Raw genomic sequence first — 25,854 nt, forward strand, 5'->3', positions numbered from 1 at the left:
CCGGGCGCGGCCTATGCTGCCAGCACATCGGTGGCGCCCACGGCCGAGAGGGGATCAGGGTGCGGATCGTCGTGGACGACCTCTCGGGGTCGCGGATCGTCGCGTTCCTGGAGGAGCATCTGCAGGAGATGCGAGCCATCACGCCTCCCGAGAGTGTGCACGCCCTTGACCTCGACGGCCTGCGCAGGCCGGAGGTCACGTTCTGGTCGGTCATGGACGGGGGCGTCCTGGTGGGGTGCGGGGCCGTCAAGAGGCTGGACGCGGCCCACGGCGAGGTGAAGTCCATGCGCACCGCGCCGGCACGCAAGCGCAGCGGCGTCGCGTCCATGCTGCTGAAGCACATGATCAACGAGGCGACGACGATGGGTTGCACCCGCCTGAGCCTGGAGACCGGCTCGACCGACTTCTTCCTGCCCGCCAGAACCCTCTACGAGCGCCACGGCTTCGCCTACTGCGAACCCTTCGCCGACTACCGTCACGACCCGCACAGCGTCTACATGACACGAACCCTCTGACCGGCTGCCGCGCTCAGCTCGCTCTTTGCCGCTGCCGCCCCCAAATGGTGCCTTCGGCGCAGCCTTCCAAGGGCGACCCTCACCCGGCCCACCACCGCCGTCGCGCGGGCTATCGTCCTCGGTCGCAGAAAAGACACTCGTCATCGAGCTCACGCACTGGGGCAGGGGACCGGCTGGATGGCTACAGAGCGATGATGCCGGCGTGTGTCGGCTGAAACCCGCAGGCCCCGAGGTAGAAGTCCTTCATGTCATCGTCGAAGTCGACGTGGAGCCATTCACAGTCGGCCGCGCGGGCCTCTCTGACGGCGACGGCGATGAGTTCGGTCCCGACACCGTGCCGCCGGGCTCTCCTCGTCACGAGGGTGTCGAGGATGAAGGCGTGGACGGCGCCGTCCCACGCCACGTTGACGAAGCCGACGAGTTCGCCGTTCTCCGTGGCGCAGACCCACCCGAGACTGTGCCGGTTGACCCGAGCCCACCAGTCGTCCTCCATGGGCGCATGGCCGAAGCCCTCCGCGTGTAGTGCGTTGATCACCGTATTGTCGAAGCGGCCTCGCCACTCGTACGCGACTGTCACGGAGCGACCGTAGGAAGAGCCACACACCATCGGCAACGTGTTTACGTCGGCGCAGGACGTCGGTTGGCAGGTGCGGCGGGGTCAGCCGTAGTACTTGGTGGCGCCGTCGTGGAGGGGGACGGGGTCGGTCTTCACGGCGTTCTCTCGGGTGATGTTCTTGGCGGCGGGGTGGACCTTCTCCAGGTCGGGCTTGTGGTCGAAGAGGAGTCTGGTGAGGCTCTCGGCCAGGGCGGGGGGCATCTTCTCGTTGACGACCAGCAGGTTGGGGACGGCGATGGTGGGGACGTCGGTCTTGGTGGTGTAGACGTCCTTGGTGATCTCGCCCGCGGCGTACACCTGGCCGTGCTCGGCCTGCATCGCCGCCAGGACGCCGTCCAGCGGGACGAGCGTGACGTCGTCCTTCAGGCTGGTGATCAGATCGGTGATGCCGGGGGTGGGCAGGCCTCCCGACCAGATCAGGGCGTCGAGGTTGCCGTCCTTGATGCCCTGCACGCTCTCGGGCAGGCCCAGGGACTGGCGGGTGACGTCCTTCTCGGGGTCGAGGCCCGCGGCCTTCAGCATGCGCAGGGCGATGACCTCGGTGCCGGAGTTGGGCGATCCGGTGGAGACCCGCTTGCCCTTGAGGTCGGCGATCGACTTCACGCCTGAGCCGGTGGTGGCGACCACCTGGGTGTAGTTGTCGTACAGGCGGGCGATGGCGCGGATCGGCTGGGCCGAGGTGAACGCGCCCTTGCCGGTGACGGCGTCGGCCGCGGAGTCGGCGAGCGTGAAGGCGATGTCGGAGTCACCCCGGACCACCCGCTGGATGTTCTCCACCGAGGCGCCGGTCGCCTCGGCCGTCGCCTGGTAGCCGGGGATGTTCTTGCCGATCTGGTCGGCCAGGCCGCCGCCGAGGACGTAGTACACGCCGGTGGTGTTGCCGGTGGCGATCGACAGGCGTTGGCCCGCGGTCGTCTCCCCGACCCTGGCGCGGTCGGCGGACCGGTCGCCGCCGCAGCCGCCGAGCGCCAGCGCGCCGATGACCAGCAGGGCGGTCACGCGTCCGATCTTCATGATCTTGCCTCCCGTTTGCGGATGACCAGATGCAGTGCGACGGCCAGGAGCAGGGCGCCCACGCCGGCGAGCACCGGGACGGGCGACAGGAACAGCAGCAGGACGGCCGCCGCCCCGCACAGTGCCCGCTCGACGGGACCGGCGGGGCCGGCCAGCCACCCGCCGGTGGCGGCGGCCAGGGCCGCCACCGCGATCGCCGACACCGCGACGGCCGTGAGGATCTCGCCCGCCGTCCCCTGGGCCAGCAGCGCCGACCCCGCCGGGGTCAGCACGAAGGCGAAGGGCACCAGGAAGGCCGGCAGCGTGTACTTCCAGGTGGCCATCATGGTGCGGTAGGCGTTGCCGCCGGTGATGGCCGAGGCCGCGAAGGCCGACAGCGCCGTGGGTGGGCTGACCTCCGACAGCACGGCGTAGTAGAAGACGAACATGTAGGTCTCGACCGGGGTGACCCCGAGGTCGATGAGCGCGGGCCCGATGATGATCGCCGCGATGACGAACGACGCGGTCACCGGGACGGCGAGGCCGAGCACGAGCACCGCCGCCGCGCACAGCACCGCGGTGACGGCGAGGATGCCGCCGGAGACGCCGACGATCAGCGAGCTGGCCTTCAGGCCCAGCCCGGTCAGGGTGACGACGGCGACGATCAGACCGGCGGCGGCGCACGTGGCCGCGACCGGCAACACCCCCGTCGTGCCCGCCGCCAGCGCGTGGGCCGCCCGGCGCGGGGTGAGCCGGTGGTCGCGGTCGAGGAAGGAGAGCGCGAAGGCCAGCAGCGTGGCGTACACCACCGCCCGGAACGGCGACTGGCCGAGCGCCATCAGGATGACGATCACGAAGAGCGAGCTGAAGTGGTACCCGAACCGCCGCAGCAGCGGCCAGAACCTGGGCGCGTCCACCTCGACCTCGCGCGTGCCGTACTTGCGGGCGTCGATCTCGATGGCGAGGAAGATGCCGAGGTAGTACAGCACCGTCGGGATGGCGGCGTAGACCAGCACGGTGAGGTAGCTCACCCGCAGGTACTCGGCGATGATGAACGCCGCCGCGCCCAGCGTGGGCGGCGACAGGATCGCGCCGATGCCCGCCGCGGCGAGCACGCCGCCGCCCTGCTCGGGCGGGTAGCCCGCCCTGCGCAGGATCGGCCAGGCGACGCTGCCCACGCTGACCGTCGTGGCGACGCCCGAGCCGCTCACCGTGCCGAGCAGGAACCCGGCGAGCGTGACCGTGCGGCCGGGCGCCGAGCGCGAGCGGCGGAAGGCCGCCATGGAGATGTCCACGAAGAACCTGCCCGCCCCGGAGTGGTCGAGGACCGCGCCGTAGACGGTGAACAGGATGATGTAGGTGGCCGCCACGTCGAGCGGCACACCGTAGACGCCGTCGGTGCCCATCACGGACGAGGCGATGATGCGCTCGGCGTCGTAGCCGCGGTGCCCGAGGACCCAGTCGAAGGGCAGGTAGCCGCCGTAGTAGGCGTAGGCGAGGAAGGCCAGGCAGACGGCGGGCAGGATCCAGCCGACGGTGCGCCGGCAGGCCTCCAGCACCAGCAGTACGATCGCCGCGCCCGCCACGACGTCGAGGGTCGCCGGGTCGAACGCCCGCCGGATGAAGTCGTCGAAGACGGTCAGCGGGTACAGGCACACCGCCAGCGACAGCCCCGCCAGCGCCCAGTCGACGGCCCCGGGGCGGTCGCCGCCGCGGCGGCCGGGTTTGTAGCAGACGAACGTGAGCGGCAGCACCACCGCGAGAAAGATCATCCGGTACGGCAGCACGGGGCCGGGGCGGAACGCCGAGTAGAGAACGTAGACCGAGAGCCCGAGCGCGACCACGGTGACGGCCGCGGCCACCGGGCCGGACAGCCGCCGGGCCGGCCGCTCGGCGTCGAAGCGCGCGATCAGCTCTTCAGGCGCCTTGGTCTCGGTCAAACGCGTCTCCACGGGTGAGTCGCCGCCCCTGACCGATCGTTACCCAGACGGGTGACGGTGTCCCGTCAGAAAGAGATCACATTCTCGTCGCGATTCCCGTGCGGCGTCCTCACCTGCGGTTCGTGCCCGCCCTCGGTGGCGGCCCACGGCGAGGAGGCGCGGCTCGCGGCCGAGGAGGCGCGGCTCACGGCCAGGTGTCGGCCTCGGCGGCGAAGAGCTCGGGGTCGCTCTCCACGGGCAGGACGCAGACCAGGTGGCCGCCGGGGGCGCGCAGCACGTGGCACTCCCGCCACTGTGAGACCTCCGTGGCGCCGAGGCCGATCAGGCGCGCGGTCTCGGCCTCGACGTCGTCGGTCTCGATGTCCAGGTGGTAGCGGGGGGCGTCGTCGACCGCCTGGACGGCGGCGACCAGGCCGGGCAGGGCCCCGTGCAGCGAGATGTACTGCGGCTCCCCGGGGTCGGGCCTGGCGGTGGCGCCGAGGGCGGCGGACCAGAAGGCCGCGGCCTCGGCGGCCTCGGCTTCGGGGGTGTCGATCAGAATGGCGTACAGCCGGCTTCGGTGCATGCGCGGCACATTATCCGGGCCGTAGGCGTTCGCGGGCTCGTGATCAGGGGCGAGCGGGGCACCCACGTAGGCGGGTGACGGCCCGGCGACGTCCGCTGAGGGCCGGCCTCAAAAATTACGGGGCACGCATCTTTTCCTGTCCCGCACTTTTCGGTACGCTGGCCGTATGGCAGGTGTGGGGGACGGGCGCCCGGGGCTGCGCGAGCGCAAGAAGCAGGAGACGCGCATCGCCCTGAGCTGGGCGGCGATCCGGCTCGCCGTGGAGCGGGGGTTCGACGACGTCCGGGTGGAGGACATCGCCGCCGAGGTCGGCGTCTCGCCCCGCACGTTCAACAACTACTTCTCCAGCAAGGCGGAGGCGATCACCGCCCGGCACCTCGACCGGGCGCGGCAGATCGCGGCCGAGCTGCGCGCCCGTCCGGCGTCCGAGCCGCTGTGGGAGGCGATCACCAACGCCGTGGTGGCCCGCTTCGCGCTGGGGCAGAGCACGGACGAGTCCGGCACGGGCACGCGTGAGTGGATCACCGGCCTGCGCCTGATGCTGAGCGAACCCGCGCTGCAGGGCGAGTTCCTCAAGGTGAACGCGGCCGTCCAGGCCGAGTTCGCCAGGGCGGTCGCCGAGCGCACCGGCACCGACCCCACCGCCGACCTGTATCCCGGCCTGGTCGCCGGCGCCGTCGGGAGCGCCCTCGACGTCGCCATGGAGCACTGGCTGCGCGCCGAGCCGCCCGTCCCGTTCGAGCCCCTGCTGCGTGACGCCCTGCGCCAGCTCGCCGCGGGCCTGCCCACTCCCTGACCCCCGGTTCACCGGCCTCCCCACTCCCTGATCGCCCGGCCCGCCGGCTTCCCTCCCCCTTCCCATCCCATCTCCGTCCCTGAGCGCCTCCGCGCCGCAGGGTGATCCGTATTCCCCATCTCCGTCCCTGAGCGCCCCCCGCGCCGCAGGGTGATCCGTCATGCCGTTTTCTCAGGAGGAATCCCATGTCTGTCACGTCGACCGATGTCGTCATCGCCGGAGGCGGCCCCAACGGGCTGATGCTGGCCTGCGAGCTGAGCCTGGCCGGGGTGCGGCCGGTGGTGCTGGAGCGCCTGCCCGGGCGCACCGGGGAGAACCGGGCCAACGGGCTGGTCGGCCAGGTGGTCCGGATGCTCGACCGCCGCGGCCTGCACGAGCGCCTGACCGGCGGCGCCGAGCCGCCGCGGCCCGCGCCGTCGTTCGTGTTCGGCGCGCTGCCGCTCGACCTCGGGCAGGTGGACGACAACCCGCTCTACCTGCTGCCGATCCCGCAACACCGTGTCGAGGAAGTCCTGGAGGAGCGCGCCCGCGAGCTCGGCGTCGACCTCCGCCGCGGCCACACGCTCACCGGCCTCGCCCAGGACGAGGACGCCGTCACCGTCGACGTCGAGGGACCCGCCGGCCCCTACCGTCTGCGGGCCGGCTATCTCGTCGGGGCGGACGGCGGGCACAGCCTGACGCGCAAGCTCCGCGGCATCGGCTTCCCCGGCGTGACGAGGGACGACATGGTCTCCCGCACGGCGCACGTCACCGTGCCGGCCGAGCTGGCCGACCCCGTCACCGGCGGGCTGAACGTCCCCGGTTACGGGCACATCCCGCCGTTCATGCACCACCGCACCGAGAACGGGTTGTTCGTCTACGCCCCCTTCCCCTCCCGCCCGCCGCTGGTGAGCACCGCGGAGTGGGGCGCCGCGGGCGACCTGCCGCCGCTCACCGTGGAGGAGGTGCGCGAGAGCGCACGCCGGGTGCTGGGGGTCGATGTGCCGCTCGGCCCGCCCGAGGGGGAGGGGCCGCACCTGCTGCGCCGGCTGACCGGCGGCAACACGCGGCTCGCGGAACGCTTCCGTGATGGGCGCGTGCTGCTCGCCGGGGACGCCGCCCACGTGCACAGCGCGATCGGCGGCCCCGGGCTCAACCTGGGGCTGCAGGACGCGGTGAACCTGGGCTGGAAGCTCGCCGCCGTGGTCCAGGCCCGGGTTCCGGCGACGCTGCTGGACAGCTACGAGGCCGAGCGGCGCCCGGCGGCCGAGCGGGTGGTCATGCACACCCAGGCGCAGTCCGCGCTGATCGCCCCCGGACGCGAGGTCACCGCGCTGCGCGAGCTGTTCTCCGAGCTGCTGGGGGACCGGCGGAACGCCCGGCACGTCGCCGAGATGATCGCCGGCGCCGACGTCCGCTACCCCATGGACGTCGCCGCCGCGCACCCGCTGGTCGGCCGGTGGGCCCCCGACCTGTCGCTGGACACCGACGCCGGCCCCGCGCGGCTCGCCGACCTGACCAGGGACGCCCGGCCGCTGCTGCTCGACCTGACGATGGACGCGTCGGCGGCCAAGGAGGCGTCCGGATGGGACGACCGCGTTCGCGCCGTCACCGCGCGAGCGGGCGATCCCGGCGCGCCGGCGACCGCGCTGCTCCTGCGGCCGGACTGCTACGTCGCGTGGGCGTCGGCCTCGCCCCGCCCGGACGAGGCGGAGCTGGCCGAGCTTCGCGCCGCCCTGGCCCGGTGGTTCGGGGCCGCGTCCTGAAGCGCTCGTCCTGAAGCGCTCGCCGGGCGCGGGGCCCGGCGAGCGCGCCGTTCACGGCCGACCTGACCTTCTGTCACAGCCGGGGGTCGCGCAGGGGAGAAAGCCGGTTACTCACCCGTTGACGGGTCCGTAGCACGTATGTAACATTTGGCAAGCGCTCTGCAAGAATCTTGCAAAGCAATGTCATTTTCTCGCTGTTCCTCGCAACTCTTCAGGGATGCACTGCGTCCGTGCACCTGCCCCCCATCCGTGTGCGGTGAAGGCGCACGCCTTCACGGCCCGACCCTGTCGTGCCTGACGAGAGATAGAAGAACACGAATGAGAAAACCGCACGGACCGTTACGGCTGGTGGCGACCATGCTCGCCGCCGGCCTGTTCGTCGTGGGGATGGTCGCCCCGGCCTCCGCCGCCGGACCCAACCTGTCGCCGGGCAAGGCCACCCAGGCCAGCAGCTCCAACGCCGAGCACGTGGTGTCACGGCTCAACGACGGCGACCCGAACACCTACTGGGAGAGCGCCAACAACGCCTTCCCGCAGTGGGCGCGGATCGACCTCGGCGCCGCCACGAGCGTCAACCAGATCGTCCTGAAGGTTCCCCCGGCCTCCGCCTGGCAGACCCGCACCCAGACGCTCTCGGTGCAGGGCGGAGCGGACGGCTCCAACTACAGCACCGTCGTCGCGTCGGCGAACCACACGTTCAACCCGGCGAGCGGCAACACGGTCACCATCAACTTCGGCGCCGCCACCCACCGCTACTGGCGGGTGAACATCACCGCCAACACCGGCTGGCCCGCCGCGCAGATCTCCGAGTTCGAGGTGTACGGCGCGAGCTCGGGCGGCGACGTCACGGCCCCCTCGGCGCCCGCCAACCTCGCCTACACGCAGCCGGCCTCCGGCCAGATCAGGCTGACCTGGAACGCCTCGACCGACAACACGGGCGTTACCGGGTACGACGTCTACGCCAACAACCAGCTGCGGGCGAGCGTCGGCAACGTCACCACCTACACCGACACCCAGCCGGCCTCGGCGACCGTCACGTACTTCGTGCGTGCCAAGGACGCGGCGGGCAACCTGTCGTCCAACAGCAACTCGGTGACCCGCACCGGCACCGGCGAGCCCGGCACGAACCTCGCCACCGGCAAGGAGATCACCGCCTCCGGCCACGTGCACTCGTTCGTCGCAGCCAACGCGAACGACGGCAACCTGGCCACCTACTGGGAGGCCAACTCCGGCGCGTTCCCGAACACGCTGACCGTCAAGCTCGGCGCCAACTCCAGCGTCAGCTCGGTCGTGGTGAAGCTCAACCCCGACTCCGCGTGGGGCACCCGCACGCAGAACATCCAGGTCCTGGGCCGTGAGCAGAGCGCCACGACCTTCCAGAGCCTGGCGGCGGCGGCCAACCACACCTTCAACCCGGCGAGCGGCAACACGGTCACGATCCCGGTCTCCGGGAGCGTCGCCGACGTCCAGCTCAGGTTCACCAGCAACACCGGCGCGCCCGGCGGCCAGGTGGCCGAGTTCCAGGTCTTCGGCGTCCCCGCGCCGAACCCCGACCTAACGGTGACCAACCTGTCGTGGACCCCGGCCTCGCCCACCGAGACCAGCGCGATCACGCTGTCGGCCACGGTCAGGAACTCCGGCACCGCCGCCTCCGCCGCGGACAGCGTCAACCTCAACGTCGGGGGCTCGGTGGCCGGCACCGTCGCGATCCCGGCCCTGGCCGTCAACGCCACCGCCACGGTGACCCACAACATCGGCACCCGCGGCGCGGGCAGCTACGTGGTCAGCGCCACGGTGGACGCCGACAACACGGTCTTCGAGCAGAACGAAGGCAACAACACCCTCACCGCGTCCTCACAGCTGGTGGTCGGGCAGGCTCCCGGCCCCGACCTGCAGGTCGTCGGCGTCACCTCCAACCCGCCGAACCCGGCCGTCGGCGCGGCGGTCTCGTTCACCGTCGCGGTGAACAACCGCGGCATCAGCGCCTCGGGCACGACCTCGGTGACCCGCGTGACGGTGGGCGGCACCACGCTCAACGGCACCACCGCCTCGATCGCCGCGGGCGCCACGGTCAACGTGGCGGTCAGCGGCACCTGGACCGCCACCAGCGGCGGGGCGACCATCACCGCCACCGCCGACGCCACCAACACCGTCGCCGAGACCAACGAGACCAACAACACCTTCTCGCGCGCCATCGTGGTCGGGCGCGGGGCGGCGGTCCCGTACGTCGAGCACGAGGCCGAGGCCGCCAGGTACCAGGGCACCCTGCTCACGACCGACCCGCTGCGCACGTTCGGGCACACCAACTTCGCCACCGAGTCCTCCGGGCGGCAGTCGGTGCGGCTGAACAGCACGGGCCAGTTCGTCGAGTTCACCTCGACCGCCCCCTCGAACTCGATCGTCGTGCGCAACTCCATCCCGGACGCGCCCGGCGGCGGCGGCATCGAGGCCACCATCAGCCTCTACATCAACGACACCTTCTCCAGGAAGCTGACCCTGTCGTCACGCCACAGCTGGCTGTACGGCAACACCGACGGCCCCGAGGCGCTGTCGAACACCCCGCAGGCCGACGCCCGGCGCATGTTCGACGAGTCGCACGCGCTGCTCGCGTCGAGCTACCCGGCGGGCACGCGGTTCAAGCTGCAGCGGGACGCGACCGACACGGCCTCGTTCTACATCATCGACCTGATCGACCTCGAGCAGGTAGCGCCCCCGGCGAGCCAGCCCGCCGGATGCACCTCGATCACCACCTACGGCGCGGTGCCCAACGACGGCAACGACGACACGGCGGCGATCCAGCGCGCGGTGACCGACGACCAGAACGGCGTCATCAGCTGCGTGTGGATCCCGGCGGGGCAGTGGCGCCAGGAGAAGAAGATCCTCACCGACGACCCGCTGAACCGGGGTCAGTACAACCAGGTCGGGATCAGCGACGTCACCATCCGCGGCGCGGGCATGTGGCACTCCCAGCTCTACACGCTGACCGAGCCGCACCTGGCCACGGGGAGCATCAACCACCCGCACGAGGGCAACTTCGGCTTCGACATCGACGACAACGTGCAGATCTCGGACATCGCGATCTTCGGATCCGGCCGGATCCGCGGCGGAGAGGGCGGCGCCGAAGGCGGAGTCGGCCTGAACGGCCGGTTCGGCAAGGACACCAAGATCAGCAACGTCTGGATCGAGCACGCCAACGTGGGCGTCTGGGTCGGCCGCGACTACGACAACATCCAGGCCCTGTGGGGCCCGGGTGACGGCCTGGAGTTCACCGGCATGCGGATCCGCAACACCTACGCGGACGGCATCAACTTCACCAACGGCACGCGTAACTCGCGGGTGTTCAACTCCTCGTTCCGCTACACCGGCGACGACTCCCTGGCGGTCTGGGCCAACCGGTACGTCAAGGACCCGTCGGTGGACATCGCGCACAGCAACGCCTTCGTCAACAACACCATCCAGCTCCCGTGGCGCGCGAACGGCATCGCGATCTACGGCGGCTACGGCAACAGGGCCGAGAACAACCTCGTCTACGACACCATGAACTACCCCGGCATCATGCTGGCGACCGACCACGACCCGCTGCCGTTCTCGGGTCAGACCCTGCTGGCGAACAACGGGCTCTACCGCACGGGCGGCGCCTTCTGGAACGAGGACCAGGAGTTCGGAGCCATCACGCTGTTCGCGGCGACGGTGGACATCCCCGGCGTGACGATCCGGGACACCGACATCGTCGACTCGACCTACGACGGAATCCAGTTCAAGAACGGCGGCGGCTCCACCCCGGGGGTCGCGATCACCAACGTGCGCATCGACAGATCGAACAACGGTGCGGGCATCCTGGCCATGAGCGGCGCTCGCGGCAGCGCGACGCTGACCAACGTGACCATCACCAACTCGGCCGACGGAGACATCGTGCGTCAGCCGGGAACGTCCTTCGTGATCAACGGAGGATAGTGCCCGGGGTGAGCGCTCCGGCGTGATCCCCTGATCGAGGACGTGAGAAACGACGACCAGCCCTGTGGCGCGCTCCCCGTGAGAACGGGGAGCACGCCCATGGCTGGTCCTCCGCGTTCCTGAAGTCGTGCGGTTCTGGCGCGTTCCCGACGTCGTGCGGCCTCGCGCGTTCCGGACGTCGTGCGGCCCCCGTGCCGGGTGGGGCCCCGGTCTCACCTCCACCTCGTCCGGTTCCAGGGGTTCGCGGTCCCCGCGCCGCCGGTGATCGTCCGCGGCGCGCGGCGCGTGGTGCGTGGCGGCCGGTTCGCGGGCCCCGGGCGGGCTTCGCGCTTGGGCGTGACGGGCTTTGTACCGCCTTGACCTGCGGTTTCTTACCCTTCCTAGCGTGGCGAAGTGGGTGGGGCCGGGGCGGCTCGAAGTGCGGCAGGTCATGCTGGACGGGCGGCGCGTGTTCAAGGTGACGCGACGGGGCTACCTCGTGGAGTACTGCCACAGCATCCACCGCCTGGCCGAGCTGGTGGACCTCGCCGACCTCGTGGAGGTCATCGAACTGCCGGAGCGGTGACCGAGATCTCCGGTCCGGTTCGACCGGAGGCCAGGCTCTGCCTGTCGCCCCGGCGTGGCCGGCCTCGCGTCCGGTCTCACGCGCGGCCCCCCCGGCCGAAGTCCCGGCGGCCGAGGTGGCCGCCGGTCGGTTCCCCCGCGAACCCAGGGTCTCGGCCGGGAGGTCCCGGCGGCCGGGGTGTCCGCCGGTCAGTTCTCGCGCAGTCCCAGGGTCTCGGCCGCGACCGCCAGGGCGGCCAGGTGCTCGTCCGCGCCGGTCAGGCCCGCTTTCATGGTGTCGACGGCCAGGTGGGTGGCGCCGGCCTCGCGCCACCGACGGGCCTGGCCGGCCAGCGCCTCGGCGTCGCCGGTCCAGGCGACGCGGCCCTCCATGCCGAGATGGGCGGGGTCGCGTCCCGCCTCCACGGCGGCCCGCTCGACCATCGCCTTGGCCTCCTCCAGCTTCGGGCCCGGGGGGACGTCGGGGAACCAGCCGTCGGCCAGCCGCCCGGCGCGGCGGTACGCCGGGGGTGACCAGGCGCCGAACCAGACGGGGATCGGCCGCTGCACGGGCAGGGGCGCCAGCCCGGCTCCGGTCACCCGGTCGTAGGTGCCCTCGAAGGTGAGCGACGGCTCGGTCCACAGCCGGCGCAGCAGCTCCACCTGCTCCTCGATGCGTCTGCCTCGGGTGCTGAAGTCCTGGCCGAGGGCTTCGTACTCGACCGCGTTCCACCCAAGCCCCACGCCCAGCCGGAAGTGGCCGCCGGTGAGCAGGTCGACCTCGGCCGCCTGTTTGGCCACCAGCGCCGTCTGCCGCTGGGGCAGGATGACGATGGCCGAGACCATCTCCAGCGTGGTGATCCCGGCCAGGTAGCCGAACAGCACCATCGGCTCGTGGAACGCCGAGCGCACGTCGTAGAGGCCCTGCCAGTTCTCGTGCACCGCAGGATCCGCGCCGAGCACGTGTTCGTAGGCCATCACGTGCCGGAAACCGAGCTCCTGCACCCCCTGCCCGTAGGCGCGCACCGCGCCCGCGTCCGGGCCGATCTCGGTCTGCGGAAACAGGGCCCCGACCTGCATCTCAGTCTCCTGTCGAGCGGAAGATCATTTTGTCGGGAGTCATTCCGCGTACCGGAGCCGCTCAATCCTGCCGGGAGGCGAGGGTCGTACGGGCGGGCAGGGTTCTGGCGCCCAGGACGGCCAGGGAGACGCCGCACAGCAGGAGGGCGACGAGCTGGCCGACGTTCACGGCCGTCATGACCTGCGACATGGGGTCGGCGGCCCGGAGGTTCAGCCGGAGCAGGCGGCCAAGGGCCACCGGGACGACGAGGACGGCCAGCGCCAGCGGCAGGACGGGGGCCGGCCCGTCGCCGGGGCGCGGGCGGGTGACGGCCCAGGCGGTGGCGAGCAGGAGCGCGAGGCAGGCCAGGCCGGTCTCGTCGAACCAGGGCCAGATCCACGACCAGGCGGGCGTCTGCGGCGACCGGGTGGCGAGCAGGCCGAGGATCACGTGGACCAGGGCGCCCGCGCCGGCCGGGAGGGCGGCGACCCACAGGGGGTGGCGCGTGCGGGGCGCGTCGCGGTGGAAGCCGGCCGCCAGCGCCAGCGCCGGAAGCGCCGCCAGCACGCCGCGCTGCAGCGTGATCAGTAGCGCCTCCTCGGGGACGGCGCGCACCAGTTCGAGCGCGAAGCCGAAGTGTGCCACCAGGGCGAACGACACCAGGATCTTGGCGGCGCGCGGGCGGCCTCGCACCAGGGCGACGAACGCCGCGAGCCACGGCAGGCCGGCGAAGCCCAACGCGATGTCCCACAGCCGTTCCGGCGAGCCGGCCGGGGCCAGGCGGGTCTGGTAGTCGGGGAACGGCGCGCCGAAGAGGCCGTAGGTCTCCACGAAGCCCGCGAACCAGACGCATCCCATCATCGCGTGGTAGAAGAGCCCGAGCACGGCCACCAGGCGCACGGCCCGGCCCCAGGCGGACGGCCTCGGCGCCGCGCCGGCCCCGCCCAGGCGCACGCGCACCGACAGCGCGGCCACGCTGGCGACCTCCGACCAGCGCGGCCGGGGGCTCTGCGCGTCGGAGGGGTCGCCCGCGCCCTCCAGGAAGGCGCTGACCATCTCCTCCTCCCGCTCGGCGCGGTAGGGGGCGGGCAGCAGGCGCAGGACGTACCGGTAGCGGTCCTCCAGGAGACTCACGCCAGACCTCCCGCGTGCCGGGCGCGCAGCCGCTCGCGCGCGTGTTCCGCGTTCTCGGCCAGCCGGGCGGCTTCGGCGTCCAGGGCGAGGGCTCCGGCCTCGGTGAGCCGGTAGTAACGGCGCAGCCGCCCCTGCCACACCTCTTCGCGGTCGAGCGACACCAGCTCCTCGGCGGCCAGGCGGTCGAGCACGCCGTAGAGGGTGCCGATCTTGAGTGCCACGCGCCCGCCCGACAGCTTCTCGACCTCCTGCACGATGCCGTAGCCGTGCCGGGACTGGTCGACCAGGGCCGTGAGGACGAGGAACGCGGGTTCCGTCATGGTTCGGCTCACGCAGCCAAGATATACTGTTAGACAGGATATTGGCCATACCTGTCCGCCTTCGCGGCGCGGAGGCGGCCCCACGCGCGAGCCCCGGCGGCCGTGGGGACGGCGGCCGGGGCTCGTGTCGTGTGCGGGCGCGGGCGCCCGGGGGTCAGAAGCCGGGGAAGGTGCGGCGCAGGTCGTCCAGGGTGAGGGAGTCTCCGGTGAGCTCGACCCCGGCCGGGGTGTGCGCGGGGGCGTGCCGGCCGGAGACCAGGCGCAGCCACCATTCCGCGGGAGCGGTGAGCACGGCGTCCGGGGAGGCGGGGTCGTCGGCGACGGCGACCGCCTCGCCGATCCGGAGCCCGAGCGACCGCTCGGGGGAGGTGACGCGCACGGCGACGGTCGCCTCGCGCTCACCGGGCTTGCCGGCGAAGCCGACGAGACCGGCCACCCGGTCGACCAGCAGCTCGACGGCCTCGGGGGTGAGCGTCGCCGACGGGTCGAAGGCGACCTCGACGTCCCACCTGTGGAGGGCGAACTCGCTGAGCCGCATGGCGCCCAGGCCCGCGACGTCCAACGGCTCGCTGGGGAACCAGAGTGCGATCCGGAGCTCGTTCCGCACCTGGGGCTCCAGGTTTTCGAAGCGGCTCACGAGTGCCTCGTTCGCCACGGCGAAACCCTCGGCCCGGTCGGTGCGCGACATGGCGTCCCACCGCGCCCAGATGCCCTTGATGGCCTCGAAAGAGGGCGGACCGGAGTCGTCCAGCGCCCCGTTCAGCGCGGCGAGGTTGATCTCCGCGCCGCTGCCCAGGTGGCTCAGCACCTGGGAGACGTCCCATTCCGAGGCGCCCGAGACCCGTGCCAGGTCGTCGGCGGTCAACTTGCGCACCAGCGCTCCGAGCCCGTCGAGCTCCGAGCGGAGCACCTTGATCGTTTGATCCGTTCGTTCGGTCATCATGCTCTCCTGTCCGCAGAGGACGCCGACAGTACTCCTCGCCGGAAAACGGGCCTCAACCAGCCCAAGGGCCGGCACGGGTGGTAGTTCGGGTGTTTTGTCGGTTTCCGGGAAAGTGCACGGGCCGTATCGGTCATGTGTTTTCGCTATTTGCATTGACGACCCCGGTGTTGCCTACCATCCATAAGATCCAGCGGCGAGATGTGACACGCACGGAGGAAACCGGCAATGCGCCTGAGGAGAACCAGATCCGCGATCCTCGCGGTACTCGCGGCGGTGGCGGTCGCGGGAGCGGCCGGCACGGCCGCGAGCGCGAACGCCGACGCGCCGTCGCAGTTCAGCGTGGTGAACGGCGCGATCCTCCCGGCGACCGGCACCCCGGTTCCGGAGTCGGGAACGCAGGCCTCGCTGTGGGGCAACGCCAGCTACGCCACCACGACGATCAGCGGCTCCGGCCGGGTGCTGATCGGCGCGATCGCCGAGACCTGCGAGGCGCGGCCGACGATCCGCGTGACGGTGGACGGCGAGGTGGCCGGCGCCAGCACGATCGTCAGCCCCACCAGCTACGGCACCTACCCGGTGGGCCCGGCGCTCGACGAGGGCCGGCACACCGTGAAGATCGAGTTCATCAACGACCTGCAGACCTCGGCGTGCGACCGCAACGTGCACCTCGCCTACGCGCGGATGGAGTCGCCGTCCACCTCCGACGACGACACGACCTTCAGCTTCGCCGTCATGCCCGACACCCAGCAGGAGGTGCTGAACGCGCGCGACACCCGCTTCCGCCACCGCTCCGAGTGGCTGGCCGCCAACAGGTCGGAGCTGGACCTGCGGTTCGTCACGCACTCCGGCGACGTCGTCAACTGGGACACCCCCGACCACTCCCAGTACGCGATCGCCCAGGACGCGATGCGGCCGCTCGAAGAGGCGAAGGTGCCGTACTCGCTGGCGATCGGCAACCACGACACCCAGGCGACGGGCGTCGGCGGCTCGGCGCGCGACCCCTCCCGCACCCGTGAGCTGGTGCGGGACACGACCGTCTTCAACCGGTACTTCACCCGGGAGCGGTACGGCGCCGTGGAGGGGTGGTTCGAGGACGGCAAGGTGGACAACTCGTTCTCGACGTACGAGGCCGGCGGCACGCGGTGGCTGGTGATGACCCTCGAACTGTGGCCGCGGGTCGAGGCCGTCGACTGGGCCAAGGAGGTCGTCGCCTCCCACCCCGACCACAACGTCGTCGTCGTCACGCACGACTACATCGACGGGAACGGCAACATCGAGCGGAGCGCCGGGTACGGGGCCACCAGCCCGCAGTACCTGTTCGACAACCTGATCAAGCAGTACGCCAACGTCAAGTTCGTCTTCTCCGGACACGTCGGCATCGCGGGCAACCGGGTGGACACCGGCGTGCACGGGAACAAGATCTACACGTTCCTGCAGACGTTCCACTCCAGCACCACCAACCCGGTGCGCCTGGTGGAGATCGACACCGCGGCCGACGCGCTGCGCACCTGGATCTACGCGCCGTACACCAACGAGTCCTACACCCAGTACGACCGCTCGATCGGCGACCTCGGCCTGGTGCGCTGACGGTCACCCGCCGCCCCGCAGGCCCCCGCCGTCGCGGCGGGGGCCTTCGCGCCGCGACGGGCGTCACGGCCGGGTCAGCACGACCAGGAGGCCGGGATGGTCGGTGTACCTCATGCCGATCACCTCGGTGCGGGTGAAGCCCAGGTTGGCCGCGAAGACGTGCTGGACGGAGCCGTCCCCCTTGCGGAAGAAGGGCGCCACGTTGCAGTCCTGCACGTTGTGGCCGAACAGCGGGGCGTACCTGAGGTTGAGGTCGCCGGCCAGGAAGGTCGCCTTGCCGGACGCCGCGCGGTCGCGCAGCAGGGCGATGGCCGCCTTGCACTGCGACATGGCGACGCCGCCGGTGGTCGACAGGTGCGTGGCGCACCCGGTCAGGTCGGCGAAGTCCACGCACACGTAGACCCGCTTCTCGCTCCCGCCGTCCTGGGCGGTGTACTGACCCGAGAAGACGTTCCCCGCCGCCGCCGACCGGAAGATCAGGCCGTTGCCGTACTCGTCGCCGTTGGTGCAGCGCACGGGCGTGCCGTCGGGGCGCCGGGCCGGCGCGAAGGCGGAGAAACCGTCGCCCATGGCGGCGGCCAGCGCGGGCACGTCGTTCCGGCAGATCTCGTTGAGCGAGACGACCTGGGGCTGTCGCGCGGCGATGACGTCACGCGCCTCCCGCATGGTGGCGTCCCCGTTGTAACACGAGGTGTTGACGCCGCTGTGGCACAGGTTGAGCTGCAGGACGCGGTACTCCTGCGCGGCGCTCGCGGGGGAGGCGGCCGCCGCCGGGCCGGCGGCGGCCAGCAGGACGGTGAGCAGGAGACGGAGGGGCGGCAAGAGACGCATGGGCTCTCCTAACGGTGGTCCGGCGCCGGTCTGCGGTCTCGTCCCTCCCTTCTCACCACGGCACCGGCCCGTTGGCAAGAAGACGCGGACGCGGGCCTCCCCTCAAAAGGCCCGCGTCCGCGGTAGCGGAAGATCTGGTCAGGTCACGACATCGTCCACTTCTGGTTGGCGGCGCCGGTGCAGTCCCACAGCTGCAGGCGGGTGCCGTCGGCGCTGTTGTTGCCGGTCACGTCGACGCACCTGTTCGTGGCCGGGTTGACCAGGTCCCTGGTGGTCGCGTTGTAGCTCCACTGCTGGTTGGCGCCGCCGAAGCACGTCCACAACTGGAGCTGGCTGCCGTTGGCCGTGCCGTTGTTCACGACGTCCAGGCACTTGCCGAGGACGCGCAGGGTGCCGTCGCCGGGGCGGGTCCACTGCTGGGCGGCGGTGCCGTTGCAGGCGTAGAGCTGGACGGCGGTGCCGTCGGCGCTGCCGGCGCCCGCGACGTCCACGCACTTGCCGGCCAGGCCGGTGATGGCGCCAGGGTCGCCGCCGCCGGGGTTGCCGCTGCCCGGGGTGCCGCTCCAGGTGAAGGTCGCGGTGGTGCGGGCCGGGAGGGAGTAGACGAACGACTGGTTGCCCCAGTTGACCCGGACGGACTGGGCCGAGGTGCCGCGGTTGTGGGCGATCAGGGCCTTGGAGCCGTCGGGGTTGCGCCAGGCGACGTTCTGGATGGTGCCGTTGGCCGTGGAGTCGATGCGGTACGCGCCGGGCTTCACGAACTTCGTGAGGTGGCCGGTCGTGTAGTACTCGATGGTGTTGTCCACCTGGCCGGCGCGGGCGCCGCCCTCCTGCACGGTGACCAGGCCCGTGCAGACGTCACAGCCGCCGTTGTGCGGGCCCATGTACTGGTTGAGGGCGAGGCTCCACTTGACGACGCTGCCGCTCCAGTTGCGCGTGTAGTTGACGATGTCGGAGAGGTCCTCGTTGTGCTGGTTGCTGATCCAGGTGCCGCCCGAGTGCTCGGTGCTGAACTGGCGCACCGACGGGTACTGGTTGTGCACCTGCGTGCCGATCGCCGGGTCGCCGCCGTAGCCGTGCCACGCGATGCCGCCGAACAGCGGGTCGTTGCGCACGCCCGCGTCGTTCAGCACGCCCGCGCCCATGCCGGCGTAGTCGCCGTAGTTCCAGTCGTGCACGAGCACCTTGGTGGTGATGCCGGCGGCCCGGAACGCCGGGTAGACGTGGTTCTTGGTGAACTCGGCCAGCCCGGAGGAGTTCCAGCTCATGCCGGGGTAGTTCATGGCGGTCGGGTTGCCCGCCTGGCAGCAGTTGGGCTCGTTCTGCACCGAGATGTAGTTCACCGGGACGCCGGCGGCCTGGTAGCTCTGGATGTACTTCACCAGGTACTGGGCGTACATGGGGTAGTACTCGAACTTGAGCCACCCCATCTGGTCCATGCGGCCGTTGTCCTTCATCCAGCCGGGGGCGCTCCACGGCACGCCCTTCACGCGCAGCGCCGGGTTGAGCGACTTCGCCTGCTGGGTGAGCAGGCGCACGTTGGTGTCGTACCCGTTGGCGCCGAAGTCGTTGAGGTCGCAGCAGGTGTCGTCCAGCGAGACGTGGCCGGGCCGGGAGAGGTCGGAGGCGCCGATCGGGTTGCGCACGAACGACAGGCCGATGCCGTCGGTGGGGTGGAAGAGCCTGCGCATCACGGCGTCGCGGGTGGCGGCGCTGACCGCGCCGCCGCGCAGCAGGTGCGCCGTGGTGTCGGTGATCGACGCCCCGCCGCCTTCGAACTGCTGGTAGGTGGTGCCCTCGTTGACGGTGATGGTGTGGTTCGCGCTGCCGCCGGCGGTGCCGAAGGCGATCGGGGACTGCTGCTGGAGCCCCCGCGTGACGTTGCGGCCGCCCGCGTCGGAGGTGGTGGTGAGCCAGATGTTCACCGGCTCGTCGGCGGCGAGGGCGGGCGGGGCGACGACGGGCCCCGACATCCATAGGGCGGCGACGAAGGCCAGGGCGAGGGTGAGGGCCCGGCGAGGGGGTCGAGACACGGCGGAGTCCTTTCGGGGGGGCGCGATTGGGCCCGCGACGCCCCGGGCTCCTCGAACACCGGCGACACGAGCCGCCCGGGGAAGCGTTGCTGTAACCGATGTAACAGGTAAGAAACTTATCGGTTTCAGGACAGGACAACACGGGTGGAAATCCATTGTCAAGACCTGAAAATGACGGCAGTCGTCCGGGTCGTGCCCGGTTGCGCCGCTGGCTGAAACAAATGAAACAAACGCTCAGTGCGGGGCGGGCCCCGTGGAGCCGCGGACGATCAGCTCGGTGCCCAGGGAGACGTGCAGCGCCTCCAGGCGGTGCCGGCTGAGCAGCCGCATGAGCAGCGTGACGCCCATGCGGCCCATCTCCTGCAGCGGCTGGCGAACCGTGGTCAGCATCGGCAGGGTCGCCCGGCTGAGGTCGATGTCGTCGAAGCCCGCCACCGACAGGTCGCCGGGCACGCTCAGGCCGCGCTCCGCCGCCGCCCACAGCGCGCCGACCGCCATCTTGTCGTTGAACGCCACCAGGGCGGTCGGCCGCTCGGGCAGGTCGAGCAGCTCGCACGCCGCGCGGTAGCCGTGCTCGGTGTTGGGCTCCGGCGCGCTGCGCAGCAGCTCGGCCGACGGCAGCACGCCGGCGTCGGCCAGCGACGCGGTGTACCCGGCCAGCCGGGCCTCGCTCGGCAGCCACTCCGGCGGGCCGCCCATGATGCCGACCCGGCGGTGCCCCAGCTCGACGACGTGCGCCATCAGCTTGCGCGCGCCCGCGAAGTGCGCCGCCGACACCGCCACGATGTCCTTGGGCGGCGAGGTGCTGGGGTCGATCACCACGAACGGGAACTGCCGGTCGCGCAGCCGCACCAGCTCGCCGGCCGGCTCGGGCGGCAGGATCAGGATCGCCCCCGCGATTCCGGGCCGGTCGGGAAGGCCGGCGAGCACGGGCGTGTGCTGGGCCGACTCGCCGGTGCCGAGGATCATCTGCCCGCCGTGCAGCTCGATGGTCTCGCCGACCGAGGAGACGATGAGCCCGAAATAGTCGGTCAGCAGGTAGGGGCAGCGCACGTAGACGGCGCCGCGCGCCAGCCCCTCCCCGGTGCGCGGGCGTGGGGCCTGGTCGCCGAGGCGGCCGACGGCCCGCAGGACCAGCTCCCGGGTGTGCGGCGCGACGTTGGCCTGCCCGTTCAGGACCCGCGAGACGGTGGCGATCGACAGCCCCGTCTCCGCCGCGACGTCGCGCACGGTCGCGCGCGTCCCGGGCCTCGCCATCTGTGCCCCCTGGTCGCCGTGTCCCTGGCGTCAGCATAACTACCGGCGCGGCGGCCGTTCGCGGAGCCAGCGGAGCAGGCCGGTGAAGGCCAGGGCGGCGGTGGCCGCGCCGCCCGCGACGCGCACCCAGTGGCCCGTCTCGAACTCCGCCGCGACGGCGCGGAGGTAGGCGGCGGGGTGGGTGCCGACCGGGTCCACGAACATGACGGTGTTGCGCGGCCAGAAGAAGGCGGCGGAGAACAGGAACTCCGCGCAGATGAACACGACGGTGGCCCCGGCGGCCCACCAGCGCACCGCCGGCGTCCGCCAGGTGAGCAGCGTGGCCAGCGCGGAGCAGACGATGATGCTCAGCCCGAGCGGCGGGAAGAAGTCGGACGGCCCGCCGGCGACGATGAACTCGCGGGCCTGGGCCAGCGAGGCGGGCGGGTCGCGGAAGATGTTCGGGTAGAGCATGACGGTCTCGGCCAGCACACCGCCCAGCGAGATCATCGAGGTCCAGACGAGCACGACCAGTGTCGCCGTCGTGATGCGGGACTCGCGGATCATGTGGGTGCTCCGTCGGGGATCGAAGGTGGCGGCCGGGGACGACGTTAGGCGCGGGCCGGGGGCCGGTCTTCCGGTCGTGGTCGTGAGCCGGGGTCGCCTCGGGACGTATCGCCGCTCTCGTGAAGTACGTCGTCAGGCGACGGTGCCGGGCCGGACGCCGTTCGTAGACTGCCGGGATGCGAAGCGTGCGCGCCGGAGTGGTCGACGCCGGCATCGGAGCGGCCGTCACCACGGTGACCGCCGTGGCGGTCGCGGCCGACATCGGGGGCGGGGCGCCGCCCCCGCCGGGGGCCTACCTGTTCGCGCTGTGCTTCGGCGCCCTGATGGCGGTCCGCCGGCGGTTTCCCGTGCTCGTGCTGCTGGCCACGGCCCTGGGGCTGATGGCGTACTACGCCGCGCGGTTCCCCCCGATCGGCCTGGCGATCCCGCTGTCCGGAGCCCTGTACTCCGCCGCGGAGGCCGGCCGGGTGCGCTGGGCGGCCGGGGTGGCCGGAATGATGATCACGGTGTCCAGCGTCTTCCGGTTCCGCGACGGGGACGACCCCTCGTTCCTGTTCGGGCTGGAGCTGACGTCGGCCGTGGCGCTGATGGTGGCCATGATCGCGCTCGGGGACGGCCTCCGCGCCCGCCGGCTGCTGCGCGCCGAGATGCGCCGCCGCGAGGAGCGGGCCGCCGCCGAGCGGGAGCAGGAGGCGGCGCGCAGGACCGAGGAGGAGCGGATGCGCATCGCGCGTGAGCTGCACGACGTGCTGGCCCACACCGTCACGGTGATCTCGGTGCAGGCCTCGGTCGCCGCCGAGGCCCTCCCCGCCGACCCGCCCGCGGCCGGGGCCGCGCTGGAGGTGATCCGGCAGGCCGGCGCCGACGCGATGAAGGAGCTGCGGGCGACCCTCGGGCTGCTGCGCCACGGCGAGGCGGGGCGGCCGTCGCTCGCGCCGGTCGGCGGGCTGAGCGATCTGGAGCGCCTGGCCCGCACGATGGGCGGCAGCGGGCTGCCGGTCACGGTCACCGTCCTGGGCGAGCCGGTGGCGCTGCCGCACGTCGTCGACTCGACGGCCTACCGCGTCGTGCAGGAGGCGCTGACCAACACGCTGCGCCACGCCGGCGCCACCACGGCCGAGGTCGTTCTCACGTACGGCGCCGATCTGCGGATCACCGTGAACGACGACGGCCGGGGCGGCGCCGTCGACCGGGACGACGGGCCCGGCGGCGGCGTGAACGGCACAGGCGACGCCGCCCCGGAAGCCGGGTACGGCCTTCGGGGCATGGCCGAGCGGGTGGCGCTGCTCGGGGGCGGCGTATGGGCCGGGAACGGCTCGTCCGGCGGCTTCCGGGTGGACGTCGTGCTGCCGCTCGCGGTGCAGAGGAGCGCGATGCACGGCGACGCCCCGATGACGGCGCCGGTCGGCGCGGTCACCGGCCGCTCCGGAACGGCACGGCCGAACGGCGCCCTCACCGGCGAGGGCGGGGCGGCCCGATGAGCGCCGGACGCTCGGCGCGGCACGGAGGCGATCGCGGGGGCGAAGGCGATCCTGCGGGCGGCGGCGCCGTGAGCGGCGTCAAGGCGGTGGACGGCGGTGACCGGGTGGGCGCGGGTGAGGCGGTGGGCCAAGGCGATTCGCCGGGCGGCGGCGCTGTGAGCGGCGTCGATGAACTGGGCGGCGGCGATCGTGTGGGCGGGGCTGAGCCGGTGGGCGGCGGCGATCGGGTGGGAGCGGGCGAGGCGGTGGGGGAAGGCGGCCGCTTGGACGCGGGCCAGGCGGCGGAGGGCGGCGAGGCGGTCCCGACCGCTCCGGAGACGGTGGTCAGGGTGGTGCTCGTGGACGACCAGCACCTCGTCCGCGCGGGGATGCGGGCGCTGCTGGAGCGCGCGCCCGACATCACCGTCGCCGGGGAGGCGGCCGACGGGGAGACCGGGGTGGCGCTGGTCCGGGCCGAGCGGCCCGACGTCGTGCTGATGGACGTGCGGATGCCGGGCGTCGACGGCATCGAGGCCACCAGGCGGATCGTCGCCGACGAGCGGCTGCGCCAGGTGCGGGTGGTCATGCTGACGACGTTCGACACCGACGAGTACCTGTTCGACGCGATCCGCGCGGGCGCCACCGGGTTCCTGCTGAAGGACGCGCGGCCCGGCGAGCTGCGCGACGCCGTGCGCACCGTCGCGTCGGGCGACGCGCTGCTGTCGCCGGCGGTGACCCGGCGGGTCCTGAACGCCGTCGCGGCGGCGTCGGGACGGCTCGACCCCGGCCGCGTCGCGGGGCTGACCGAGCGCGAACGCGAGGTGCTCGCCCAGATCGCGGCGGGCCGGTCGAACAAGGAGATCGGATCCGCGTTGTTCATCAGCCCGGCCACGGCCCGCACCTACGTCAGCCGGCTGCTCACCAAGCTCGACGCCCGCGACCGCGCCCAGCTCGTGGTCATCGCCTACGAGAGCGGCCTGGTCCGTCCCGGCGCCACCTGATCCCGTGATCCGTCGAGCCGTGCTCGGTCGGTGACGGGAAGCACGACCGCCGGCCGCGGGTCCGACGAGAGCCGGCCGCACATCCGCCTCGCGACGCGCGGAGCCTGAAGCGGGCCGGTCATTCGCGCACCGCCTGGACGAGCGCGGCCAACAGCGCGGCGCGGGCGGGCATCTCGGCCACGACCACGTGCTCGCCGTCGGCGTGGGCGCCGCCGCCGACGGCGCCAAGCCCGTCGAGCGTGGGGCAGCCGGCGCCGGCGGTGAAGTTGCCGTCGGACGCGCCGCCGACGGCCGCCTCTGACAGGGGGGCCAGGCCCAGGCCGGCGGCGACCCGCTGGGCGAGGGCGAACAGGGCGACCGACGAGGCGTGCTCCATGGGAGGCCGGTTCGGGCCGCCCAGAACCTCAAGCCGCGCCCCCGCCAGCCGGGGGGACAGCGCCCGGATCAGCTCGTCCACCCGCCGCTGGGCGGTGAGGGTGGGCACCCGGACGTCCACGGCCAGGCGCGCCAGCGCGGGCACCGTGTTCACCGTGGTCCCGGCGGACAGCACCGTCGGCGTGACGGTGGTCGGCCCCAGCCCCGAGGGCGAGGTGGTGGGCGGTGCCTGGCCGGTGTCCGGCCGCTCGGTCTCGACCTGGGCGGCGATCGCGGTGACGGCGAGCACCTGGTGGGCCAGTTCGACGCCGGCGTTAACGCCCTTGGCCGGGTCCAGGCCGGCGTGCGCGGCGCGGCCGTGCACCACGAGCTCGTAGGACGAGATGCCCTTGCGCGCGGTCTTGAGCGCGCCGCCGTCGGCGCTCGCCTCCAGCACGAACGTGGCCGCGAGGTCGCGTGCCGTCGTCTCGACCAGCGCGCGCGAGGTCCGCGACCCCAGCTCCTCGTCCCCGGTGACCAGAACGCACACGCCGTCGAGCGACGGCAGGGCCGCCAGCGCGTGGAACATCTGGACCAGCCCGGCCTTCATGTCGAACACGCCCGGCCCCCGGGCGACGCCGCCGTCGAGCGACCACGGACGGGCCCGCAGGGTTCCGGTCGGCCACACCGTGTCGTGGTGGCCCAGCAGCAGCACGCGGGGGGTGCCGAAGCTCCAGCGCAGATGGGTGACGCCGTCGATCACGATCGTCTCGGGGACGGCGCCGAGCCGTCTGGCGCCCTGGCCGGCCACCACCGCGGCGCTGCGGGCCACCGCCGGGTGGTCGGCGGAGAACGACTCGCAGACGACGAGCTCCTCCAGGTCCTCGAGCATGGCGTCGAGCTTCACCGGGGCACCCCTCCGATCGGTGGTTCACCGCGACCGTATGACAGGCGGGGGCCGCGGTGTTCGTCCGGTCCGCCGAAGCGTGGCCGCTCCGTTCGTCCAGTCATCCGAGCCGACCGCCTGCCCGGCGGTCGCCGGGCGGTCGAGACGTGCCGGGAGGACGGAGGCGTGCCGGGGCGGCGGAGGCGGGACGGGACGGTGGAGGCGGGACGGGACGGTGGAGGCGGGACGGGACGGTGGAGGTCGCTGACGGGGGATGTCAGTGGTACGCCCCTAGTGTGCGGGCATGAACGATTTCGACTTCTACACCGGTACCTGGGACGTCGTGAACCGCCGGCTTCGCGAGCGGCTCACCGGGTGCACGGAATGGGATGAGTTTCCCGGCGTCTCGGTCGCCAGGAGCATCTTCGGCGGCGCGGGCAACATGGACGAGATCGACTTCCCCACGCGCGGCTTCGCGGGCCTGACGCTGCGGCTGTACGACCCGGAGCGCGAGGAGTGGTCGCTGTACTGGTCGAGCAGCCGCTCGACGGTCATCGAGCCCGCGGTGGTCGGCCGGTTCCACGGCGGCGTCGGGCTCTTCTACTGCGACGACACCCACGAGGGCACGCCGGTCAGGGTGCGCTTCGTGTGGTCCGGGATCACCGCCACGACCGCCCGGTGGGAGCAGGCGTTCTCCGTGGACGGCGAGAAGACCTGGGAGACCAACTGGATCATGGAGTCCACCCGCAGGGCCGACTGAACAGGGAGCGCCGGC

General features: G+C 72.1%; 22 protein-coding genes. 9 read left to right on the forward strand and 13 right to left on the reverse strand.

What is annotated here, in order from left to right; genetic code table 11:
- The first annotated feature begins 59 nt into the window (after positions 1-59).
- Positions 60-515: a GNAT family N-acetyltransferase gene (locus tag PYR91_RS14055; protein WP_279780188.1), complete on the forward strand. Its 456-nt coding sequence runs from the start codon at positions 60-62 to the stop codon at positions 513-515.
- A gap of 181 nt (positions 516-696) precedes the next feature.
- Here the strand turns inward: PYR91_RS14055 and PYR91_RS14060 are convergent, their stop codons facing one another.
- The 4 genes from PYR91_RS14060 to PYR91_RS14075 all read right to left on the reverse strand — a co-directional run bounded on the left by PYR91_RS14060 (position 697) and on the right by PYR91_RS14075 (position 4,629).
- On the reverse strand, positions 697-1,092 hold the full coding sequence (locus PYR91_RS14060; RefSeq protein ID WP_279780190.1) for a GNAT family N-acetyltransferase: 396 nt from the start codon (positions 1,090-1,092) through the stop codon (positions 697-699).
- Positions 1,093-1,173: 81 nt separating this feature from the next.
- Positions 1,174-2,145, reverse strand: coding sequence for a TAXI family TRAP transporter solute-binding subunit (locus tag PYR91_RS14065; RefSeq protein WP_279780192.1), 972 nt, complete (start codon positions 2,143-2,145; stop codon positions 1,174-1,176).
- Complete coding sequence (locus PYR91_RS14070; protein WP_279780194.1) at positions 2,142-4,064, reverse strand: TRAP transporter fused permease subunit; 1,923 nt, start codon at positions 4,062-4,064, stop codon at positions 2,142-2,144. Before PYR91_RS14070 ends, PYR91_RS14065 begins: the two co-directional genes overlap by 4 nt.
- Positions 4,065-4,248: 184 nt before the next feature.
- On the reverse strand, positions 4,249-4,629 hold the full coding sequence (locus PYR91_RS14075; RefSeq protein WP_279780195.1) for a VOC family protein: 381 nt from the start codon (positions 4,627-4,629) through the stop codon (positions 4,249-4,251).
- 166 nt (positions 4,630-4,795) lie between these two features.
- Here PYR91_RS14075 and PYR91_RS14080 point away from each other — a divergent pair, with 166 nt between their 5' ends.
- The 4 genes from PYR91_RS14080 (at position 4,796) to PYR91_RS14095 (ending at position 11,689) form a co-directional block, all read left to right on the forward strand.
- The gene (locus tag PYR91_RS14080; protein WP_279780197.1) at positions 4,796-5,425 is read left to right on the forward strand and encodes a TetR family transcriptional regulator; all 630 of its coding nucleotides are present in this window, start codon (positions 4,796-4,798) and stop codon (positions 5,423-5,425) included.
- Between the two features lie 185 nt (positions 5,426-5,610).
- On the forward strand, positions 5,611-7,170 hold the full coding sequence (locus PYR91_RS14085) for an FAD-dependent monooxygenase (protein WP_279780199.1): 1,560 nt from the start codon (positions 5,611-5,613) through the stop codon (positions 7,168-7,170).
- 318 nt (positions 7,171-7,488) lie between these two features.
- The gene (locus tag PYR91_RS14090; protein ID WP_279780201.1) at positions 7,489-11,124 is read left to right on the forward strand and encodes a CARDB domain-containing protein; all 3,636 of its coding nucleotides are present in this window, start codon (positions 7,489-7,491) and stop codon (positions 11,122-11,124) included.
- Between the two features lie 385 nt (positions 11,125-11,509).
- Positions 11,510-11,689 carry a transposase gene (locus tag PYR91_RS14095; protein ID WP_279780203.1) on the forward strand — a complete coding sequence of 60 codons (180 nt, stop codon included), beginning with the start codon at positions 11,510-11,512 and terminating at the stop codon, positions 11,687-11,689.
- Between the two features lie 188 nt (positions 11,690-11,877).
- On the opposite strand, the gene PYR91_RS14100 is transcribed toward PYR91_RS14095, so the two are convergent.
- The 4 genes from PYR91_RS14100 to PYR91_RS14115 form a co-directional block, all read right to left on the reverse strand.
- On the reverse strand, positions 11,878-12,747 hold the full coding sequence (locus PYR91_RS14100; protein WP_279780205.1) for an LLM class F420-dependent oxidoreductase: 870 nt from the start codon (positions 12,745-12,747) through the stop codon (positions 11,878-11,880).
- Between the two features lie 61 nt (positions 12,748-12,808).
- Entirely contained in the window at positions 12,809-13,861 is a 1,053-nt protein-coding gene (locus PYR91_RS14105; protein ID WP_279780206.1) for a hypothetical protein, read from the reverse strand.
- Positions 13,858-14,193 carry a PadR family transcriptional regulator gene (locus PYR91_RS14110; RefSeq protein ID WP_279780207.1) on the reverse strand — a complete coding sequence of 112 codons (336 nt, stop codon included), beginning with the start codon at positions 14,191-14,193 and terminating at the stop codon, positions 13,858-13,860. The genes PYR91_RS14105 and PYR91_RS14110 overlap by 4 nt, the downstream gene beginning before the upstream one ends.
- 142 nt (positions 14,194-14,335) lie before the next feature.
- Positions 14,336-15,121, reverse strand: a complete 786-nt coding sequence (locus tag PYR91_RS14115) for a maleylpyruvate isomerase family mycothiol-dependent enzyme (RefSeq protein WP_279780209.1) — start codon at positions 15,119-15,121, stop codon at positions 14,336-14,338.
- 228 nt (positions 15,122-15,349) lie between these two features.
- Here PYR91_RS14115 and PYR91_RS14120 point away from each other — a divergent pair, with 228 nt between their 5' ends.
- Complete coding sequence (locus tag PYR91_RS14120) at positions 15,350-16,711, forward strand: carbohydrate-binding domain-containing protein (RefSeq protein ID WP_279780210.1); 1,362 nt, start codon at positions 15,350-15,352, stop codon at positions 16,709-16,711.
- A 63-nt stretch (positions 16,712-16,774) separates the two neighbouring features.
- Here the strand turns inward: PYR91_RS14120 and PYR91_RS14125 are convergent, their stop codons facing one another.
- The 4 genes from PYR91_RS14125 to PYR91_RS14140 all read right to left on the reverse strand — a co-directional run bounded on the left by PYR91_RS14125 (position 16,775) and on the right by PYR91_RS14140 (position 21,378).
- Complete coding sequence (locus PYR91_RS14125; RefSeq protein WP_279780211.1) at positions 16,775-17,542, reverse strand: endonuclease/exonuclease/phosphatase family protein; 768 nt, start codon at positions 17,540-17,542, stop codon at positions 16,775-16,777.
- A gap of 143 nt (positions 17,543-17,685) precedes the next feature.
- Positions 17,686-19,575, reverse strand: coding sequence for a ricin-type beta-trefoil lectin domain protein (locus PYR91_RS14130; protein WP_279780212.1), 1,890 nt, complete (start codon positions 19,573-19,575; stop codon positions 17,686-17,688).
- A 234-nt stretch (positions 19,576-19,809) separates the two neighbouring features.
- Entirely contained in the window at positions 19,810-20,832 is a 1,023-nt protein-coding gene (locus PYR91_RS14135; RefSeq protein WP_279780213.1) for a LacI family DNA-binding transcriptional regulator, read from the reverse strand.
- A gap of 39 nt (positions 20,833-20,871) precedes the next feature.
- Entirely contained in the window at positions 20,872-21,378 is a 507-nt protein-coding gene (locus PYR91_RS14140) for a DUF1772 domain-containing protein (RefSeq protein WP_279780214.1), read from the reverse strand.
- Positions 21,379-21,554: 176 nt separating this feature from the next.
- Here PYR91_RS14140 and PYR91_RS14145 point away from each other — a divergent pair, with 176 nt between their 5' ends.
- The gene (locus PYR91_RS14145; protein WP_279780216.1) at positions 21,555-22,859 is read left to right on the forward strand and encodes a histidine kinase; all 1,305 of its coding nucleotides are present in this window, start codon (positions 21,555-21,557) and stop codon (positions 22,857-22,859) included.
- A gap of 320 nt (positions 22,860-23,179) precedes the next feature.
- Entirely contained in the window at positions 23,180-23,839 is a 660-nt protein-coding gene (locus tag PYR91_RS14150; protein WP_279780375.1) for a response regulator transcription factor, read from the forward strand.
- A 118-nt stretch (positions 23,840-23,957) separates the two neighbouring features.
- Here the strand turns inward: PYR91_RS14150 and PYR91_RS14155 are convergent, their stop codons facing one another.
- Positions 23,958-25,100, reverse strand: a complete 1,143-nt coding sequence (locus PYR91_RS14155) for a M20/M25/M40 family metallo-hydrolase (protein ID WP_279780218.1) — start codon at positions 25,098-25,100, stop codon at positions 23,958-23,960.
- A gap of 283 nt (positions 25,101-25,383) precedes the next feature.
- Here PYR91_RS14155 and PYR91_RS14160 point away from each other — a divergent pair, with 283 nt between their 5' ends.
- Positions 25,384-25,839 (forward strand): hypothetical protein, encoded by a 456-nt coding sequence (locus tag PYR91_RS14160; RefSeq protein ID WP_279780219.1) that lies wholly within the window; start codon positions 25,384-25,386, stop codon positions 25,837-25,839.
- Positions 25,840-25,854 lie beyond the last annotated feature (15 nt).

The sequence above is a fragment of the Sphaerisporangium sp. TRM90804 genome (assembly GCF_029846175.1).
In the GTDB taxonomy this organism is placed as follows: domain Bacteria; phylum Actinomycetota; class Actinomycetes; order Streptosporangiales; family Streptosporangiaceae; genus Sphaerisporangium.